General features: G+C 61.0%; 17 protein-coding genes and 1 other RNA gene. 7 read left to right on the top strand and 11 right to left on the bottom strand.

Annotation, left to right across the window (positions count from 1 at the left end; genetic code table 11):
- Positions 1 to 37: 37 nt before the first annotated feature.
- Positions 38 to 355, top strand: coding sequence for a DUF2388 domain-containing protein (locus tag ACX3YD_RS00400; protein ID WP_047534773.1), 318 nt, complete (start codon positions 38 to 40; stop codon positions 353 to 355).
- Between the two features lie 89 nt (positions 356 to 444).
- Here the strand turns inward: ACX3YD_RS00400 and gcvP are convergent, their stop codons facing one another.
- Positions 445 to 3,318 (bottom strand): aminomethyl-transferring glycine dehydrogenase, encoded by a 2,874-nt coding sequence (gcvP, locus tag ACX3YD_RS00395; RefSeq protein WP_458959038.1) that lies wholly within the window; start codon positions 3,316 to 3,318, stop codon positions 445 to 447.
- 154 nt (positions 3,319 to 3,472) lie between these two features.
- Here gcvP and ACX3YD_RS00390 point away from each other — a divergent pair, with 154 nt between their 5' ends.
- A complete protein-coding gene (locus ACX3YD_RS00390) occupies positions 3,473 to 4,612 on the top strand; it encodes a DegT/DnrJ/EryC1/StrS family aminotransferase (RefSeq protein WP_458959037.1) in 1,140 nt (379 codons plus the stop codon).
- A gap of 46 nt (positions 4,613 to 4,658) precedes the next feature.
- Here the strand turns inward: ACX3YD_RS00390 and gcvH are convergent, their stop codons facing one another.
- The 9 genes from gcvH to ACX3YD_RS00345 form a co-directional block, all read right to left on the bottom strand.
- Positions 4,659 to 5,042 (bottom strand): glycine cleavage system protein GcvH, encoded by a 384-nt coding sequence (gcvH, locus tag ACX3YD_RS00385; protein WP_103402881.1) that lies wholly within the window; start codon positions 5,040 to 5,042, stop codon positions 4,659 to 4,661.
- Between the two features lie 47 nt (positions 5,043 to 5,089).
- Positions 5,090 to 6,172, bottom strand: a complete 1,083-nt coding sequence (gene gcvT / locus ACX3YD_RS00380) for a glycine cleavage system aminomethyltransferase GcvT (RefSeq protein ID WP_103402882.1) — start codon at positions 6,170 to 6,172, stop codon at positions 5,090 to 5,092.
- Between the two features lie 156 nt (positions 6,173 to 6,328).
- Positions 6,329 to 7,945, bottom strand: coding sequence for an ABC transporter permease (locus ACX3YD_RS00375; RefSeq protein ID WP_103402883.1), 1,617 nt, complete (start codon positions 7,943 to 7,945; stop codon positions 6,329 to 6,331).
- Between the two features lie 84 nt (positions 7,946 to 8,029).
- Positions 8,030 to 9,034 carry an extracellular solute-binding protein gene (locus ACX3YD_RS00370; protein WP_047534780.1) on the bottom strand — a complete coding sequence of 335 codons (1,005 nt, stop codon included), beginning with the start codon at positions 9,032 to 9,034 and terminating at the stop codon, positions 8,030 to 8,032.
- Positions 9,035 to 9,212: 178 nt separating this feature from the next.
- Entirely contained in the window at positions 9,213 to 10,430 is a 1,218-nt protein-coding gene (locus tag ACX3YD_RS00365; protein WP_458960380.1) for a 2-octaprenyl-3-methyl-6-methoxy-1,4-benzoquinol hydroxylase, read from the bottom strand.
- Positions 10,431 to 10,439: 9 nt separating this feature from the next.
- On the bottom strand, positions 10,440 to 10,925 hold the full coding sequence (locus ACX3YD_RS00360) for a DUF4442 domain-containing protein (RefSeq protein WP_458959036.1): 486 nt from the start codon (positions 10,923 to 10,925) through the stop codon (positions 10,440 to 10,442).
- Positions 10,918 to 12,105 carry a 2-octaprenyl-6-methoxyphenyl hydroxylase gene (gene ubiH, locus ACX3YD_RS00355; protein WP_458959035.1) on the bottom strand — a complete coding sequence of 396 codons (1,188 nt, stop codon included), beginning with the start codon at positions 12,103 to 12,105 and terminating at the stop codon, positions 10,918 to 10,920. The genes ACX3YD_RS00360 and ubiH overlap by 8 nt, the downstream gene beginning before the upstream one ends.
- Positions 12,102 to 13,436, bottom strand: a complete 1,335-nt coding sequence (gene pepP, locus ACX3YD_RS00350; RefSeq protein ID WP_458959034.1) for a Xaa-Pro aminopeptidase — start codon at positions 13,434 to 13,436, stop codon at positions 12,102 to 12,104. Before pepP ends, ubiH begins: the two co-directional genes overlap by 4 nt.
- Before the next feature lie 26 nt (positions 13,437 to 13,462).
- On the bottom strand, positions 13,463 to 14,023 hold the full coding sequence (locus tag ACX3YD_RS00345) for a YecA/YgfB family protein (protein ID WP_103402887.1): 561 nt from the start codon (positions 14,021 to 14,023) through the stop codon (positions 13,463 to 13,465).
- Positions 14,024 to 14,216: 193 nt separating this feature from the next.
- Here ACX3YD_RS00345 and ACX3YD_RS00340 point away from each other — a divergent pair, with 193 nt between their 5' ends.
- From ACX3YD_RS00340 to ACX3YD_RS00325, 4 genes are all read left to right on the top strand, one after another.
- Positions 14,217 to 14,426 carry a TIGR02449 family protein gene (locus ACX3YD_RS00340; RefSeq protein ID WP_007982902.1) on the top strand — a complete coding sequence of 70 codons (210 nt, stop codon included), beginning with the start codon at positions 14,217 to 14,219 and terminating at the stop codon, positions 14,424 to 14,426.
- The gene (locus ACX3YD_RS00335; protein WP_007899404.1) at positions 14,423 to 14,740 is read left to right on the top strand and encodes a cell division protein ZapA; all 318 of its coding nucleotides are present in this window, start codon (positions 14,423 to 14,425) and stop codon (positions 14,738 to 14,740) included. Before ACX3YD_RS00340 ends, ACX3YD_RS00335 begins: the two co-directional genes overlap by 4 nt.
- A gap of 30 nt (positions 14,741 to 14,770) precedes the next feature.
- A non-coding RNA gene (gene ssrS / locus ACX3YD_RS00330) (6S RNA) lies at positions 14,771 to 14,949 on the top strand.
- 86 nt (positions 14,950 to 15,035) lie between these two features.
- Positions 15,036 to 15,641, top strand: coding sequence for a 5-formyltetrahydrofolate cyclo-ligase (locus tag ACX3YD_RS00325; RefSeq protein ID WP_047539134.1), 606 nt, complete (start codon positions 15,036 to 15,038; stop codon positions 15,639 to 15,641).
- A 34-nt stretch (positions 15,642 to 15,675) separates the two neighbouring features.
- On the opposite strand, the gene ACX3YD_RS00320 is transcribed toward ACX3YD_RS00325, so the two are convergent.
- Positions 15,676 to 15,831 (bottom strand): hypothetical protein, encoded by a 156-nt coding sequence (locus tag ACX3YD_RS00320; protein ID WP_090466451.1) that lies wholly within the window; start codon positions 15,829 to 15,831, stop codon positions 15,676 to 15,678.
- 196 nt (positions 15,832 to 16,027) lie between these two features.
- On the opposite strand from ACX3YD_RS00320, the gene ACX3YD_RS00315 reads away from it, so the two are divergent.
- The gene (locus ACX3YD_RS00315; RefSeq protein WP_458959033.1) at positions 16,028 to 16,477 is read left to right on the top strand and encodes an EVE domain-containing protein; all 450 of its coding nucleotides are present in this window, start codon (positions 16,028 to 16,030) and stop codon (positions 16,475 to 16,477) included.
- Positions 16,478 to 16,544: the final 67 nt, after the last annotated feature.

Raw genomic sequence — 16,544 nt, 5'->3', positions numbered from 1 at the left:
TATCAAACACCGGAGTTAACCCTGTGGAGTCACTTTTATGCGTCTCAAACTTGCTGTCGCTACCATTGCCCTGTTGTCCCTGCCTGTCGGTTCGGCGATGGCCGATAGCTTTTGGCGTAACGTCCTGTCCTCCGGTGCCACCACCGGTTCGACTTACCTGACGTTCAAGGATCACAAACTGATCGTCGCCGCCCAGGACGATGCCGGCAGCTTCGTCGCCAGCGACGGCGGCATCCGCGGCCCGTACCTGGAAGCCGCCATGCAGAAAGTCCGCGCCGACAACCCTGGCCTGCAGGCGACAGACATGGAACTGGCGAATGCGATCCTGGCGAAGAATGCCGTGGCTTCGGAATAAGCTCTCAGGTTGAACAAAAATGCCGCTCAAATGGAGCGGCATTTTTTTGTTCATTGCAAAACCCTGAGGGGTCAGGAGTGACCGGTATTTCAACGGTACTCATCCAGCGGCACACAGGCACAAAACAGGTTTCGGTCGCCGTAGACATTGTCCACCCGATTCACCACCGGCCAATACTTGTGGGCCTTGGTGTGGGCGTCCGGTGTAACCGCCTGTTCGATGCTGTAAGGCCGCTCCCAGACACCGGTGATGTCGGCCAGGGTATGCGGCGCACGTTTCAACGGGTTGTCATCGGCCGGCCAGTTGCCGTTCTGCACCTCGGTAATTTCCGCGCGAATGCTCAGCATTGCTCCGATAAAGCGGTCCAGTTCTGCCTTCGATTCACTTTCGGTGGGTTCGACCATCAAGGTCCCCGGCACCGGGAAGGACATGGTCGGCGCATGGAAGCCATAGTCCATCAGGCGCTTGGCCACGTCCTCTTCGCTGATACCGGTCAGCGCCTTGAGGGGGCGCAGGTCAAGAATGCATTCGTGGGCCACCCGCTCGTTGCGCCCGGTGTAGAGCACCGGGAACGCCCCGGACAGGTGTTGCGCCAGGTAATTCGCGGCGAGGATCGCCACTTCACTGGCGTCCGCCAGTTGCGGCCCCATCATGGCGATGTACATCCAACTGATCGGCAGAATGCTCGCGCTGCCCCAGGGTGCGGCACTGACGGCACCGTTCTGCGGCAGCGGCCCGTCGATCGGCACCACCGGGTGATTGGCCACAAAGGGTGCCAGATGCGCGCGCACGCCAATCGGCCCCATGCCGGGCCCGCCGCCGCCGTGGGGAATGCAGAAGGTTTTGTGCAAGTTCATGTGTGACACATCCGCACCAATGTCCGCCGGACGGGCCAGCCCGACCTGGGCATTGAGGTTGGCGCCGTCCATGTAGACCTGGCCGCCATGGCTGTGGATCACTTCACAGATCTCGCTGATGCCTTCCTCGTACACACCATGGGTCGAAGGATAAGTCGCCATCAGACAGGCAAGTTTGTCCCCGGCCTGCGCCGCTTTGTCTTTCAAGTCATCCAGATCAACGTTGCCCGCCTCGTCGCACTCGACAATGACCACACGCATCCCGGCCATCTGCGCCGAAGCCGGGTTAGTGCCATGAGCGGAAGACGGAATCAGGCAGATGTCCCGAGCCCCCTGATGCCGGCTCTCGTGGTATTTGCGGATGGCCAGCAACCCGGCGTACTCGCCCTGTGCACCGGAGTTGGGTTGCATGCAGATCGCATCGAAACCGGTGATCGCGCACAGCCAACGCTCCAGTTCTTCGATCATCAGCGAATAACCGGCTGCCTGCTCTTTCGGTGCGAACGGATGCAGATTGGCGAATTGCGGCCAGGTAATCGGGATCATCTCGCTGGTGGCATTGAGTTTCATGGTGCAGGAGCCCAACGGGATCATCGATTGATTGAGCGCCAGGTCTTTGTTTTCCAGCTGCTTGAGGTAGCGCAGCATCTCGGTTTCGCTGTGATGGGCGTTGAATACCGGATGGCGCAGATAAGGCGAGGTGCGCGCCAGCGCCCCCGGAATGCCGGGGCTCAGGGTTTCGGCGTCCAGTTCTTCGACGTTTAACCCATGATCGACGCCCAGGAACACATCGAACAGTTTCTCCACCGTGGCTTCGTCAGAGGTTTCGTCCAGACTTAGGCCCAATCGCCCGCGCCCCAGAATGCGCAAATTGATCTGCGCAGCCTGGGCGCTTTCGATGATTGCAGTCTGGGTCCCGCCGACGTCCAGGGTCAGGGTGTCGAAGAAGTGCTGATTGACCCGGGTCAGGCCCTTGCGCTCAAGGCCGGCGGCGAGGATGCAGGTCAGGCGGTGCACGCGCTGGGCAATCCGCTTCAGCCCTTCAGGGCCATGATAGACCGCGTAGAAACTGGCGATATTGGCCAGCAGCACCTGGGCCGTGCAGATGTTCGAGTTGGCCTTCTCCCGGCGGATATGTTGCTCACGGGTCTGCAGCGCCATGCGCAGGGCCACGTTGCCACGCGCGTCCTTCGACACACCGATGATCCGCCCGGGTATCGCACGTTTGTATTCGTCGCGGCTGGCAAAAAAAGCGGCGTGAGGCCCGCCGTAGCCCATGGGCACGCCGAAACGCTGGGACGAGCCGAACACCACGTCCGCGCCCAGCTCCCCCGGCGGGGTCAGCAACAACAGACTCAACAGATCGGCAGCAACACACGCCAATGCGTGCTGGGCATGCAGGTGATCAATCAAGGGTCGCAGATCGCGAATCTCGCCGTGAGTATCGGGATATTGCAACAGCGCACCGAACACCTGGTGCTGTTTCAAGTTATCCACAGGGCCGATGACCAGCTCGAATCCAAAACCCTCGGCGCGGGTCTGCACCACGGAAATGGTCTGCGGATGACAGTTTTCGTCGACGAAGAACACATTGCTCTTGGACTTGGCCACCCGTTTGGCCAAGGCCATGGCTTCCGCTGCCGCCGTGGCTTCGTCGAGTAACGAGGCATTGGCCAGCTCAAGGCTCGTGAGGTCGATGGTCAGTTGCTGGAAATTCAACAACGCTTCGAGACGTCCCTGGGCAATTTCCGGCTGATAAGGCGTGTACGCGGTGTACCAGCCGGGATTTTCCAGCACGTTGCGCAGAATGACGGTGGGTGTGAGCGTGCCGTGATAGCCCATTCCAATCAGGCTGGTCCAGACCTGGTTCTGCTCAGCGTAGCCCCGCAGCTTGGCCAGCGCGGCCTCTTCATCGAGGGCCGGCGGCAGGTCCAGCATCCGGTTCAGGCGAATACCCGGCGGCACCGTTTGCTCGATCAGCTCGACCCGGCTGCCGAGGCCGAGGCTGTCGAGCATCGCCTGTTGCTCGGCGGCATCCGGCCCGAGGTGACGGCGAAGGAAGGCATTGGGATCGCGTAACTGACTCAGGGACGGCAACTGGGACATGACGGGCTCTCTCTGGACTGGCGCTCAGCGTCGATGCAACACGGTCAAACCAGCATAGCAGCCAGCGCCGACACGGAGAGCATGGCGCCGCCGGGCATTACGGATCATCATGCTCGTCGCGTACCCAATATCCGCTGATGAGGTCCCTGTTTTTATGAGCCAACTGCCTTTCCTGCCCTTCTCCAAACCCACTATCGACGAAGCCACCATCGCGGCCGTCGGTGAAGTCCTGCGTTCGGGCTGGATTACCAGCGGCCCCAAGGTTCAGGCCTTTGAAGCGCAACTGTCGGAGTACTTTGGCGGACGCCCGGTGCGCACGTTCAACTCCGGCACCTGCACCATGGAAATCGCCTTGCGCATCGCCGGCATCGGAGCGGGTGACGAAGTGATCACCACCCCGATTTCCTGGGTCGCCACCGCCAACGTCATTCTGGAAGTCGGCGCCACACCGGTGTTCGCCGATATCGACCCGGTGACCCGTAATATCGATCTGGATCAGGTGGAAGCCGCGATCACCCCACGCACCAAAGCCATCATCCCGGTGTATTTGGCCGGCTTGCCCGTGGACATGACTCGCCTGTACGCCCTGGCACACAAGCATGGCCTGCGGATCATCGAAGACGCGGCGCAAGCGTTGGGCTCAAGCTGGAACGGCCAGCGCATCGGCTCGACCGGCGATTTCGTTTCTTTCAGCTTTCAGGCAAACAAGAACGTCACCTCGTCGGAGGGCGGCTGCCTGGTGCTGAACAATGCCGAAGAAGTGAAGCTGGCGGAAAAGTACCGTTTGCAGGGCGTTACGCGCAGCGGCTTTGATGGCCTGGATGTCGATGTGCTGGGCGGCAAGTTCAACATGACCGATGTCGCAGCGGCCATTGGCCTGGGGCAATTTGCCCATCTCGAAGCGATCACCGCACATCGACGGGAACTGGCCAAACACTACTTCAGTTGTTTTGGCGAAGATTTCGAAGCGCAGTACGGGGCGCAACTCCCTCCGGCGGACTTCGAGAACAGCAACTGGCATTTGTTCCAGCTGGTATTGCCTGAACGCCAGGATGGCAAACCGGCCCGAGCCACTTTCATGGAACAGATGCAGGCATTGGGTATCGGTATCGGCTATCACTACCCGCCGATTCACTTGCTGAGTCTTTACCGCGAGCGCGGTTTCAAGGAGGGGATGTTCCCGACAGCCGAACGGGTGGGACGCTTGATTGTCTCGCTGCCGATGTTTACGGCAATGACCAAAGCGGACGTCGAACGCTCGGTGGCAGCGGTCAAAGCCGTGCTCAAGCCTTGAGTCCACCCCCGCAGGAGCCGGGTTGCCGGCTCCTGCGGGGTGTACCTTACTCGCCGATGGCGGCTTTGTAGCCCGCTGCGTCGAGTAGCTTGTCCAGGTCAGCGGCGTTGCCTGGCTTGAGTTTGAAGATCCATGCGCCGTACGGGTCGGAGTTCAGCAGCTCTGGCGAGGCGCTCAGCTCTTCGTTGATCGCGATCACTTCACCGGCAACCGGGGAGTAGATGTCGGACGCGGCTTTTACCGATTCCACCACACCGGATTGATCACCGGCAGCAAAGACTTTTCCGATTTCGGTCAGCTCGACGAACACCACATCACCCAGCGCTTCCTGCGCGTGATCGCTGATGCCCACGGTGACGGTGCCATCGGCTTCCAGGCGTGCCCATTCGTGACTTTCGGCAAAACGCAGGTCGGCAGGGATATCGCTCATGTTCTGTATCCTCAGGAATTGTCAGCGGTCGATGCCGCCAGAATAGGTTAAATCAAGGTTTTGCCATGGCGTACGAAGGTCGGTTTGACCACTCGGACCGGGTACCACTTGCCACGGATTTCCACTTCTGCGCGGTCGGCAGTTGCCATCGGCACGCGCGCCAGTGCAATCGACTTGCTAAGCGTAGGAGAGAAACTACCACTGGTGATCTCCCCTTCGCCAACATCAGCGATACGAACGACTTGATGAGCGCGTAAAACCCCGCGCTCCTCGAGCACCAGACCGACCAGTTTGTGCTGTATGCCGCCGCTCTGCTCGGCTTCCAAAGCCGTGCGACCGATGAATTGGCGACTGACCGGTTCCCAGGCGATGCTCCAGGCCATGTTGGACGTCAGCGGCGAAACCGCCAGATCGATGTCCTGCCCGTAAAGATTCATCCCGGCCTCGACCCGCAAGGTATCCCGAGCGCCAAGGCCAATCGGGGAAATGCCCGCGCCGACCAGATCATTGAAAAATCCTGGCGCCTGATTGGCTGGCAAGATGATCTCCAGGCCGTCTTCACCGGTATAACCGGTGCGCGCGATGAACCAGTCACCGTCGGGGTGCCCTTCGAAGGGTTTGAGTAGCTGGATGAGGTTGCCACGGGACTGGGTCACCAGCTCGGCCACTTTGTGCCTGGCGTGGGGACCTTGAATGGCCAGCATCGCCATTTCGGAACGTTCGCTGAGCGTTACATCGAAGCCGTCGAGATGGGCCTGCATCCACGCCAGATCCTGATTGCGGGTAGAGGCATTGACCACCAGGCGATAACCGTCGTCGAGGCGATACACGATCATGTCGTCGACGATGCCACCTTGCTCGTTGAGCATGGCGCTGTACAAGGCACGGCCCGAGCTGTGCAAACGTTCGACGTCATTGGTCAGCAGATGCTGAAGCCAGGCCTTGGCCTGGGAGCCGCCGACATCGATCACGGTCATGTGGGATACATCGAACACACCGCAGTCGCGGCGCACCTGGTGGTGTTCCTCGACCTGCGATCCATAATGAAGAGGCATATCCCAACCGCCAAAATCGACCATCTTCGCGCCGAGAGCGAGATGAAGGTCATACAGAGGCGTACGCTGTCCCATGGGTTTCTCCTTCCGGGCGTGGCGAAGGCGCGGTTGAGTGTCTATTTGAGTGAAAACCTTGAAATAAAAGGCTTCCAGCCGATTTTCACTACCTTGTCTGTCAGACGGACCGCACCGAATGCCGCGCATTGTAGCTGCAAGGTGTAGGACTGACACCTAGCTGTTTCGATGTGCCGAACGTCGAATCAATCCGATGACCGGTAGCAGCCCTACCAATACCAGGGTCAACGCCGGCAAAGATGCCCTCGCCCACTCACCCTCGCTGGTCATTTCAAAGATCCGCACCGCCAGCGTATCCCAGCCAAACGGGCGCATCAGCAGGGTCGCGGGCATTTCCTTGAGCACGTCGACGAATACCAGCAGCGCCGCGCTCAATGAGCCGGGCAGCAACAGCGGCAGATACACTTTGAAAAACAGTCGTGGCCCACTGACGCCAAGGCTACGTGCCGCTTCGGGCAAAGAAGGCCGTATACGCGCCAGGCTGTTTTCCAGCGGCCCATAGGCCACGGCGATGAAGCGCACCAGATAAGCCAGCAACAACGCCGACAGACTGCCCAGCAGCAGCGGCTTGCCAGCCCCACCCAGCCATGCGGACAGCGGAATCACCAACTCGCGGTCCAGGTAACTGAACGCCAGCATGATCGACACCGCCAGCACCGAGCCGGGCAAGGCGTAGCCCAGGTTGGCCAGACTGACCCCGGCACGGATCCCTTGGGTGGGCGCCAGGCGCCGGGCGAATGCCAACACCAGAGCGACACTGACGGTGATCAGCGCTGCCATGGCGCCCAGGTACAAGGTGTGGACGATCAGCCCGGCGTACCGCTCATCCAGATCGAAGCGCCCACGCTGCCAGAACCACACCAGCAATTGCAGCATCGGAATGACGAAGGCACAGGCAAAGACCAGCCCACACCAGCTCATGGCCAGCAGCGCTTTGAAACCTCGCAGGTGATACAAGGCCTTGACCCGTGGCCGTTCATTGCTCGCCCGGTTGGCGCCCCGCGCGCGACGCTCGCCGTACAGCACCACCATGACCACCAACAGCAACAGGCTGGCCAGTTGCGTGGCGGTGGAGAGGCTGAAAAACCCGTACCAGGTCTTGTAGATCGCCGTGGTGAAGGTGTCGAAGTTGAACACTGACACCGCGCCGAAATCCGCCAGTGTTTCCATCAGTGCCAATGCCACGCCCGCGCCGATGGCCGGTCGCGCCATGGGCAACGCCACCCGCCAGAATGCCTGCCAGGGCGATTGCCCGAGGACGCGTGCCGCTTCCATCAAGCCCTTGCCCTGAGCCAGGAACGCCGTACGTGCCAGCAGATAAACGTAGGGATAAAAGACCAGCACCAAAACCAGAATCACCCCGCCCGTGGAACGCACCCGAGGCAAGCGCATGCCCGTTCCGAACCACTCGCGCAGCAGGGTTTGCACGGGGCCGGCGAAATCCAGCAGCCCGACGAAAACGAACGCCAGCACATAGGCCGGAATCGCAAACGGCAGCATCAGCGCCCAGTCCAGCCAACGCCGGCCGGGGAATTCGCAGAGGCTGGTGAGCCAGGCCAGGCTCACGCCCAGCAACGTGACGCCGATACCGACGCCAAGCACCAGCGTCACCGTGTTGCCCAGCAAGCGTGACATCTGCGTGTCCCACAGGTGGGACCAGATCTGCTGGTCGATGGTTTGCCAGGAAAGCAGCAAGACGCTCAGGGGCAGCAGGACCAGCGCAGCGATGGCGAAGACCAGCGGGTACCAGCGGCGTTGGGCGGGGTGGGCCAAGGAAGATCTCTAGAATAGTGTGAAGCCACCGTCAGTCGACAGTGGCGTCAATCTGTGTCGAGGGAGCTGGCCCCTCGCCACAACTCAGTTCCAGCCAGCGCGATCCATCATGCGAATCGCTTCGGCCTGACGCTTGCCGGCGACTTCCACCGGCAAGGTATCGGCCACGAACTGACCCCAGGCAGCGACTTCAGCCGATGGCTGTACGGCAGGGTTTGCCGGAAACTCCTGGTTGACGTCGGCGAAGATTTTCTGCGCCTCAGGCGTGGTCATCCACTCCACCAGCGCCTTGGCGGCTTCCGGATGCGGGGCATGCCTGGTCAGACCGATGCCGGACAGATTGACGTGCACGCCTCGATCCGCCTGGTTCGGCCAGAACAGTTTTACCGGCAGATCAGGTTTCTGTTTGTGCAGACGTCCGTAGTAGTAGGTGTTGACGATGCCGACGTCGCACTGACCGGCGTTGATGGCCTCCAGCACCGCGACATCGTCGGAGAACACGTCGGTGGACAGGTTGTTGACCCAGCCCTTGAGGATCTTCTCGGTTTTCTCGGCGCCGTGGACTTCGATCAGGGTGGCGGTCAGGGACTGGTTGTAGACCTTCTTCGCCGTGCGCAGGCACAGGCGACCTTCCCAGTTCTTGTCGGCCAGGGCTTCGTAGGTGGTCAATTCACCCGGCTTCACCCGCTCGGTGGAATAGGCGATGGTCCGCGCCCGCAGGCTCAGGCCGGTCCAGGCGTGTGACGATGCGCGGTACTGAGGCGGGATGTTTGCGTCGATGGTTTTCGAGGTGAACGGCTGGAGGATGCCCATCTGCTCGGCTTGCCAGAGGTTGCCGGCGTCGACGGTCAGCAGCAGGTCGGCGGTGGCGTTCTCGCCCTCGGCCTTGATCCGCTGCATCAGCGGTGCTTCCTTGTCGGTGATGAACTTCACCTTGACCCCGGTTTTCGCGGTGTAGGCATCGAACACCGGTTTGATCAGCTCATCGATACGCGAGGAGTAGACCACCACCTCGTCGGCAGCCTGGGCGGCGGTGCTGCCTATCAGGGTCAGGGCCAGTGCGGTCAATAGACGCTTTGGTGCCAACATGGGAGCAGTCTCTCGATTGGAAAAGTGAGGGCAAATGATAAGGACTCACATTTAGCTTCTCAATCGAACAGTTCGCGGAGGAGTTACCAGATGTTGCACCGCAGGAAATCCACGGTGGATGTTCCGGCCCCCCATCGCCAGCTTGCTCGCGATGGGGCCATTAGCCTCGGTAAAAATCTCAGGCCTTGGCCAGCGCCGGCAAGTCCCCGGTCAACCCAAGGGCCTCGCGCACGAACAACGCCTTGGCCTCAGGCATCTGCTCGACCATTTTCAACCCGGCATTACGCAACCAGCGCACAGGCAACGGATCGGCCTGGAACAAGCGCTCAAACCCTTCCATCGCCGCCATCAGCGCCAGGTTGTGAGGCATTCGCCGGCGCTCGTAACGACTCAGCACTTTCACATCCGCCAGGCGCTCACCCCGGCTCGACGCTTGCAGCAGCACTTCGGCCAGCACGGCGGCATCGAGAAACCCGAGGTTCACGCCCTGCCCGGCCAACGGGTGGATGGTATGGGCCGCGTCGCCGATCAACGCCAGGCCCTCAGCGACGTATCGCTTGGCATGGCGCTGACGCAGGGGGACGCACAGGCGCGGGTCGGCACTGAGCACGGTGCCGAGCCGGCCCTCAAAGGCCCGCTCCAGCGCGCGACAAAAGCCTTCGTCATCCAGCGCCATCAGCTGTTCGGCTTCGCTCGGCGTGGTCGACCAGACGATCGAACACCAATCCTGCTGACCGTCCCGTTCCAGCGGCAGGAACGCCAACGGGCCATTGTCGGTAAAGCGCTGCCAGGCGGTCGTTTGATGAGGTTTTGAGCTGCGCACACTGGTGACGATCGCATGGTGCATATAATCCCACTCGCGCGTCGCGACACCGGTCAGGCGCCGCACCGCCGAATTGGCGCCATCCGCTGCGATCACCAAAGGCGCGCGCAGGGTGCGGCCATCGGCCAGGGTCAGCAGCCAGTCGTCGCCAGAGCGGCGCATTTGTTCCAGACGAGCGTTGGCCAGCATGCCCAGGTCGCAGTCGTGCAAACGGTCAAGCAAGGCGTCCTGAACCACGCGGTTCTCGACGATATGGCCCAGTACCTCGGCATGCACGCTGGCGGCCGAGAAGTGGATTTGCCCGGTGCCACTGCCATCCCAGACCTGCATGTCGCTGTAAGGACTGCTGCGGCGGCTGACGATGCCGTCCCACACACCCAGCCGCTCGAGAATCCGCTGACTGGCGGCAGACAAGGCGCTGACTCGCGGTTCGAACGGTGCCTGGACGTCAAAGGGTTTGACACTCAGAGGGCTGCCGTCCAGCAACAGGACTTCCAGCCCGCTGTCCTGCAACGCCAGCGCCAGGGCGCTGCCGACCATTCCGGCTCCGACAATCAGCAGATCTGCGCGCATTTCCATGCTTTAAGCCTGTCTCGCTTGCGGCTTGAGCCGCACGTAAAGGGTTTTTCCAACGCGCGCTACCAGATGGCCAGCACCGTCGTGAATATCGACCTGCAATTGCGGCAGGTACTTTTCGCCACCCGCGGTCTGCCGACGGATCTCGTCGAGCAAGGTGTCGTCGATGTTGAAACGGGCATACACCGTGCCTTTGCCCGGCGCGATGAAATCGATGTCGGCGGCCTTGTCCCAGACGATGTAGTCGCGCCCGAGGTTTTCCATGAGCATCAACATGAAGAATGGGTCAACCATGGAATACAGGCTGCCACCGAACTGGGTGCCGACGTAATTGCGGTTGTACCAGTTCAATCCCATGGACACCTGGATGTCGCGAAAGTCATCGCTGATGTGCCGCACTCGAACCCCGGCACCGAGGTACGGCGGATAGAGGCCCATGAACCAGCGCATCAGCCGCGCCTTGCCGAATTGTTGGGTCAGCCACTTAAACATCGGGACGCGTACCCAGGCCCATGGCCTGCCGGGCGAACCAGCGCTTGGCCGGTGGCAAGAGATCGAGGCCCAGCAGGCCCAGGTTACGGCCCATGGAAACCAACGGCTGAGTGCTGCCGAACAAGCGCGTGACCTGATCGGAGAAGCCCACGGTGAGGTTCTGATCCAGGCGCTGGCGTTCGCGGTAGGCCTGCAAGGTCGCGAAATCCCCCAGCGCCTGTTCGCTGGCGAGCAACGCATCGGCCAACGCCTGGGCATCGCGCAGAGACAGGTTGAAACCCTGGCCGGCAATCGGATGCAGGCTGTGAGCGGCGTTGCCGAGAATCGCCAGATGCGGGCGCACCTGCTCTTCGGCCTCCACCAGCGACAGCGGATACAGATGCCGGGCGCCGACCTGCTTCAGGGTGCCGAGGCGATAGCCGAACACACCCTGCAATTCACTGAGAAAACTGCGTTCATCGAGGGCGGCCAGCCTTTGCGCGTCCATGCCCTGGCGAGTCCACACCAGCGCACAACGGTTATCCTGCAGCGGCAGCAGCGCCATCGGTCCATCGTCGGTGAAGCGCTCGAATGCCATGCCGTTATGGGCTTCGCTCGGCGTAATGTTGGCGATCAGCGCGCTCTGGTTGTACGGGCGTTTCTTGACGCCGATGCCCAACTGCTCGCGCAGCCCGGAACGGCCGCCGTCAGCGAGCACAGCCAGGTCGCACTCCAGAGTGGTTTCGTCATTGAGGGTCAGGCGATAGCCATCGGTCAGCGGCTCCATGCGCGTGACTTCCGCCGGGCAGCGCCAACTGATCACGTCCTTGTCCAGGCCTTGCCACAGGCATTGCCCGAGCCAGGCGTTTTCCACCACGTAACCCAGCGCGGGAACGCCCTCTTCCATCGCCGACAGCCGCGCCGTGGAAAAGCGCCCACGGTCGGAGACGTGAATCTGCTTGATCGGCTCGGCGCGACGGGAAATCTCCTGCCACACGCCCAACCGCTGATAAATCTGCCGGGCGCCGAAGGACAACGCCGTGGAGCGCGCGTCGTAGCTGGGTTGCCAGGTGTGACCGGGAGCGAAAGGCTCGATCAACAGGATCTTCCAGCCACGGGCCTTGGCCCCGGCCTGCAAGGCCAACGCCAGGCTGGCACCGACCAGGCCACCACCGATAATCGCCAGATTGACTCGACTCATGCCGCTTGTGTCCGTGCTTCGGCCATCAGGGCCTCGATCTCGGCGACCGTTTTCGGCACGCCTTTGGTCAGGATTTCACAGCCGCTTCTGGTCACCACCACGTCGTCCTCGATGCGCACGCCAATGCCCCGCCATTTCTTTGCCACGCTCTGGTTATCCGGGGCGATGTAAATCCCCGGCTCCACGGTCAGCGCCATGCCGACCTCCAGCACGCGCCATTCGCCGCCGACTTTGTATTCGCCGACGTCATGCACATCCATGCCCAGCCAGTGCCCGGCACGGTGCATGTAAAACGCCTTGTAGACTTCGCTGGCGATCAGCTCGTCGACATCGCCCTGCAGCAGCCCCAACTCGACCAGACCGGCAGTAATCACCCGGACCGTGGCCTCGTGGGCCTGATTCCAGTGTTTGTTCGGGGCGATCTCGGCAATCGCCGCTTCCTGCGCCGCCAGCACCAATTCGTAGATGGCCTTCTGTTCCGCGGAATATTTGCCGTTGACCGGCCAGGTGCGCGTGATATCGCTGGCATAGCAGTCGATTTCGCACCCGGCGTCGATCAACACCAGATCGCCGTCCTTGAGTACCGCGTCATTCTGTTGGTAATGCAGGATGCAACTGTTGCGCCCCGCCGCAACGATCGAACCGTAGGCCGGCATCTTCGCCCCGCCCTTGCGGAATTCGTAATCAAGCTCGGCTTCCAGGCTGAATTCGTGCAACCCGGCACGGCTGGCCTGCATCGCACGCACGTGGGCCTGGGCGGAAATCCGCGCAGCTTCGCGCATCACTTTCACTTCTGCCGCTGATTTATACAGGCGCATGTCGTGAAGCAAATGATCCAGGGCAACGTATTCGTTCGGCGGCTGGGCGCCAAGATTGGCTTTGGAGCGAATCACGTTGATCCACTCCATCAGATGCCGGTCGAATTCCGGGTTGCTGCCCATGGCCGAATACACCCGGTCACGACCCTCGATCAGGCCTGGCAGGATGTCGTCGATGTCAGTGATCGGAAAAGCATCGTCGGCGCCGAAGTCGCGAATCGCGCCTTCCTGCCCGGCACGCAGGCCGTCCCACAACTCGCGTTCGGCGTTGCGTTCGCGGCAGAACAGGATGTACTCACCGTGCAATCGCCCCGGCATCAATACCAGCACGGCCTGAGGCTCTGGAAAACCGCTGAGGTACTGGAAATCGCTGTCCTGGCGGTAAACGTGCTCGACATCGCGGTTGCGAATGGCCACTGCGGCGGCGGGCAGGATGGCGATGCTGTTGGGTTCCATCTGCGCCATCAAGGCCTTGCGGCGACGGCTGTATTCCGATTTCGGGATATGGATCATGGGCAGATGGCGTTCCCTGGCGTTGATCAGTGCAGCGACGGTTTGGCGGCAGCAGGCGCGTCCGGCTTCCTGGTTTCGGAAAACAGCAGCAGCGGCGCGACGCGCAGGTACTCCATGACTTCCATGTAGTCGTTTTCACCGTCGTCGGATTCTTCCAGAGCATCCTGCACTTGGGAAATCGCCGCCAGATCCTGCAGCACCTCGGTCGCCTCAGTGCTCAGCATGCTGCTGTCGCGGCAGTTCAGGCCGAAACCGCTGAGGAAACCCTGACACCACTGACCCAGCGCCGCGGCACGTTCGGTGAGCGGGGTCTCATCGGTTGGCAGCAGCAGAACGACGGTCACGTCGTCGCCGGTGAGTTCGCCCTTGACCATCTCTTGCAGGCCGATCAAGGCATTGCGGACGTTGTCCTGTGGCTCGGTTTCCAGCAGCTCGGCGGCATCGATCAGCCAGCCTTCGACATCAAAACCGGCACCGGCGCAACTGCGGCCGAGCAGCAAGCCGTGCAATTCGGCAGGCGAGACGTTATGACCGCTGGATGTCAGCAGGGTGGCGAAAGCTTGGTACGGGGAATTCTGAATGGGCATGGGTAGCTAGGCGCCAGACGGCGCTATGTCTAGAATGAAGGCCTTGTATCCTACATCGACTCCTCTGTAGGAGCGAGCTTGCTCGCGATGAACCCGAGAACGCCATAGGGTGTCAGGGCCCCGGTGGTAACGCTGGCGACCATCGCGTGCAGGCTCGCTCCTACAGTTCGCCCCCCATCAGACAGTGAAGACAATGGAAGACACCGACCTGCAAGCGCTGATGGCCAGACTCGAACTGCTGATTACCCGCGTCGAGCAACTAAAGAGCCAAAACGGACTCTTACTAGCTCAGGAAAAGACCTGGCGCGAGGAACGCGCTCACCTCATTGAAAAAAACGAAATCGCCCGGCGTAAGGTCGAATCGATGATTTCGCGCCTCAAGGCCCTGGAGCAAGACTCATGAGTTCAAGCAATAGCGTCACCGTGCAGATCCTCGACAAAGAATATTCGATCATCTGCCCCCAGGAAGAACGCAGCAACCTGGTGAGCGCCGCTCGCTACCTGGACGGCAAGATGCGTGAAATCCGCAGCAGCGGCAAAGTCATCGGCGCCGATCGCATTGCCGTCATGGCCGCGTTGAACATCACACACGACCTGCTGCACAAGGAAGAACGCCCGGATGTTCAGGCCAGCGGCTCGACCCGCGAACAGGTGCGAGACCTGCTCGATCGTGTCGATTTGGTGCTGTCGACCGATCCGGACGTCACCAAAGGCTGATTCGCGCCAACGCTTGCGTTATACTCCCAACACTCCCTGGGGTGCTTGCCAGTTGGCGATGTCCCTGAGCCGATTTGCTATACCCTGGAGGTTGCACGTTGGGCTGGTGTGCATGTCCGCTAGACGGAAAGCCTTAAAGCCTACTGCATCTTCCACCTTGAACTTTCGGGTTCAAGGGCTAAGTCGACAGCGGTTCACCCGGGGAGCCTGATTGCAGTCCGATGCCGGTTTTAATACCGGCATCGGCGTTTTTACGGGTACGCTTCACGTATCCGATCTGCTGAAGCCCGAATCCATGACCGAACCTGCGCTGCTTCCCCGCCCGCAACTTCGACGCATGCTGCGCAAGGCCCGCCGCGCACTGACAGCCAGTCAGCAGCGCCAGGCCGCTCGCGGGCTGTACAAGCAATTGGCCCAGCAACCGCTGTTTCGCCGCGCCAGACACATCTCTCTATACCTGCCCACCGACGGTGAAATCGATCCGCGCCTGCTGCTGCGTGCCGCCCAGCGTCGGGGCAAGGCCACCTATCTGCCGGTGCTCAGCGCCTGGCCGCGAACCAAAATGGTGTTCCAGCGCATTCGCCCCGGCGAAAAACTCAAACCCAATCGCTTCCGGATTCTCGAACCCAGGCATAACCTCGCCCGACAACGCAAAGTCTGGGCGCTGGACCTGGTGCTGCTGCCGTTGGTGGGGTTTGACGATGTTGGCGGACGCCTGGGCATGGGCGGCGGCTTCTATGATCGCAGCCTGGCTTATCTGGCCCGCCGTCATGACTGGCGCAAGCCGACGCTACTGGGACTGGCCCACGAATGTCAGAAGGTCGAGCGCCTGGCTCAGGCAAGCTGGGATGTGCCGTTGCAGGGCACGGTGACGGACAAGGCCTGGTATTACGCAGGCTAGACGCCACCGGGATCAGCGGCGTCGAAAGACAGGTTCAGCGTTTGAAAGCGGTCGACTGTTGTTGCAACGGTGCGACCTCGACCGGTGCATCGGTCTTGTTGGTCCAAAGGCTTTGGGCATAACCGGTGGTCACGACCCCAAGGCCGAACAAAATAACCAAAATCCATAGTAAATCCGGTTTGCGTTTCATCGATTGCCCCCCAAAGGCACATCAACACGATGACAGCAGCGGTTTCCGTTTGTTGGCCGTGCAGCAGCGTCAAGCTTTAAAGGCCGGCATTTTGCGACAACGTGAACCGGCACGCAAACGCTGACGTCAACCGACTGTCGGTTTGTCATAAAATGGCCGGACCACCTGTCCACTCACCTCGCAAGGAGCAAAAAACATGGCCTATTGGCTGATGAAATCCGAGCCCGACGAACTCTCGATCAAAGGTCTGGAGAAGCTCGGCAAAGCGCGCTGGGACGGGGTTCGCAACTATCAGGCGCGTAATTTCCTGCGGGCCATGGCGGTAGGGGACGAGTTCTTCTTCTACCACTCCAGCTGCCCCGAGCCGGGGATTGCCGGGATTGGCCAGATTGTCGAAGCGGCGTATCCGGACCCCACGGCACTAGAGCCTGAAAGTCATTATTACGATCCAAAGGCAACCGCGGAGAAAAACGCCTGGAGCGCAATCGATGTCGCCCATGTCGAGACGTTCTCCAGGGTGTTGAAACTCGATTACCTGAAACAGCAAACCGCATTGGCGCAACTGCCACTCGTGCAGAAAGGCAGTCGGTTATCCGTGATGCCGGTGACTGCCGAGCAATGGGCGGCAGTGCTCGATTTACGTTAAATAAAGCAGAAAGCGCCGATAGCCCCCATTTGCCTGGCCAATCAGATTAGTCTTGTCCCTCAGTTGA

The organism is Pseudomonas fluorescens group sp. PF-1, assembly GCF_054481335.1.
This window is presented reverse-complemented; position numbering and strand designations above follow the sequence as displayed.

What these genes read in the sequence shown, in the direction of transcription:
- gcvH (WP_103402881.1), bottom strand. Translation starts at nt 5,042, where the DNA reads ATGAGCGATATCCCTGCCGACCTGCGTTTTGCCGAAAGTCACGAATGG.
- ACX3YD_RS00390 (WP_458959037.1), top strand. Translation starts at nt 3,473, where the DNA reads ATGAGCCAACTGCCTTTCCTGCCCTTCTCCAAACCCACTATCGACGAA.
- ACX3YD_RS00315 (WP_458959033.1), top strand. Translation starts at nt 16,028, where the DNA reads ATGGCCTATTGGCTGATGAAATCCGAGCCCGACGAACTCTCGATCAAA.
- ACX3YD_RS00335 (WP_007899404.1), top strand. Translation starts at nt 14,423, where the DNA reads ATGAGTTCAAGCAATAGCGTCACCGTGCAGATCCTCGACAAAGAATAT.
- pepP (WP_458959034.1), bottom strand. Translation starts at nt 13,436, where the DNA reads ATGATCCATATCCCGAAATCGGAATACAGCCGTCGCCGCAAGGCCTTG.
- ACX3YD_RS00345 (WP_103402887.1), bottom strand. Translation starts at nt 14,023, where the DNA reads ATGCCCATTCAGAATTCCCCGTACCAAGCTTTCGCCACCCTGCTGACA.
- ACX3YD_RS00320 (WP_090466451.1), bottom strand. Translation starts at nt 15,831, where the DNA reads ATGAAACGCAAACCGGATTTACTATGGATTTTGGTTATTTTGTTCGGC.
- gcvT (WP_103402882.1), bottom strand. Translation starts at nt 6,172, where the DNA reads ATGGGACAGCGTACGCCTCTGTATGACCTTCATCTCGCTCTCGGCGCG.
- ACX3YD_RS00400 (WP_047534773.1), top strand. Translation starts at nt 38, where the DNA reads ATGCGTCTCAAACTTGCTGTCGCTACCATTGCCCTGTTGTCCCTGCCT.
- ACX3YD_RS00365 (WP_458960380.1), bottom strand. Translation starts at nt 10,430, where the DNA reads ATGCGCGCAGATCTGCTGATTGTCGGAGCCGGAATGGTCGGCAGCGCC.
- ACX3YD_RS00340 (WP_007982902.1), top strand. Translation starts at nt 14,217, where the DNA reads ATGGAAGACACCGACCTGCAAGCGCTGATGGCCAGACTCGAACTGCTG.
- ubiH (WP_458959035.1), bottom strand. Translation starts at nt 12,105, where the DNA reads ATGAGTCGAGTCAATCTGGCGATTATCGGTGGTGGCCTGGTCGGTGCC.
- gcvP (WP_458959038.1), bottom strand. Translation starts at nt 3,318, where the DNA reads ATGTCCCAGTTGCCGTCCCTGAGTCAGTTACGCGATCCCAATGCCTTC.
- ACX3YD_RS00360 (WP_458959036.1), bottom strand. Translation starts at nt 10,925, where the DNA reads ATGTTTAAGTGGCTGACCCAACAATTCGGCAAGGCGCGGCTGATGCGC.
- ACX3YD_RS00325 (WP_047539134.1), top strand. Translation starts at nt 15,036, where the DNA reads ATGACCGAACCTGCGCTGCTTCCCCGCCCGCAACTTCGACGCATGCTG.
- ACX3YD_RS00370 (WP_047534780.1), bottom strand. Translation starts at nt 9,034, where the DNA reads ATGTTGGCACCAAAGCGTCTATTGACCGCACTGGCCCTGACCCTGATA.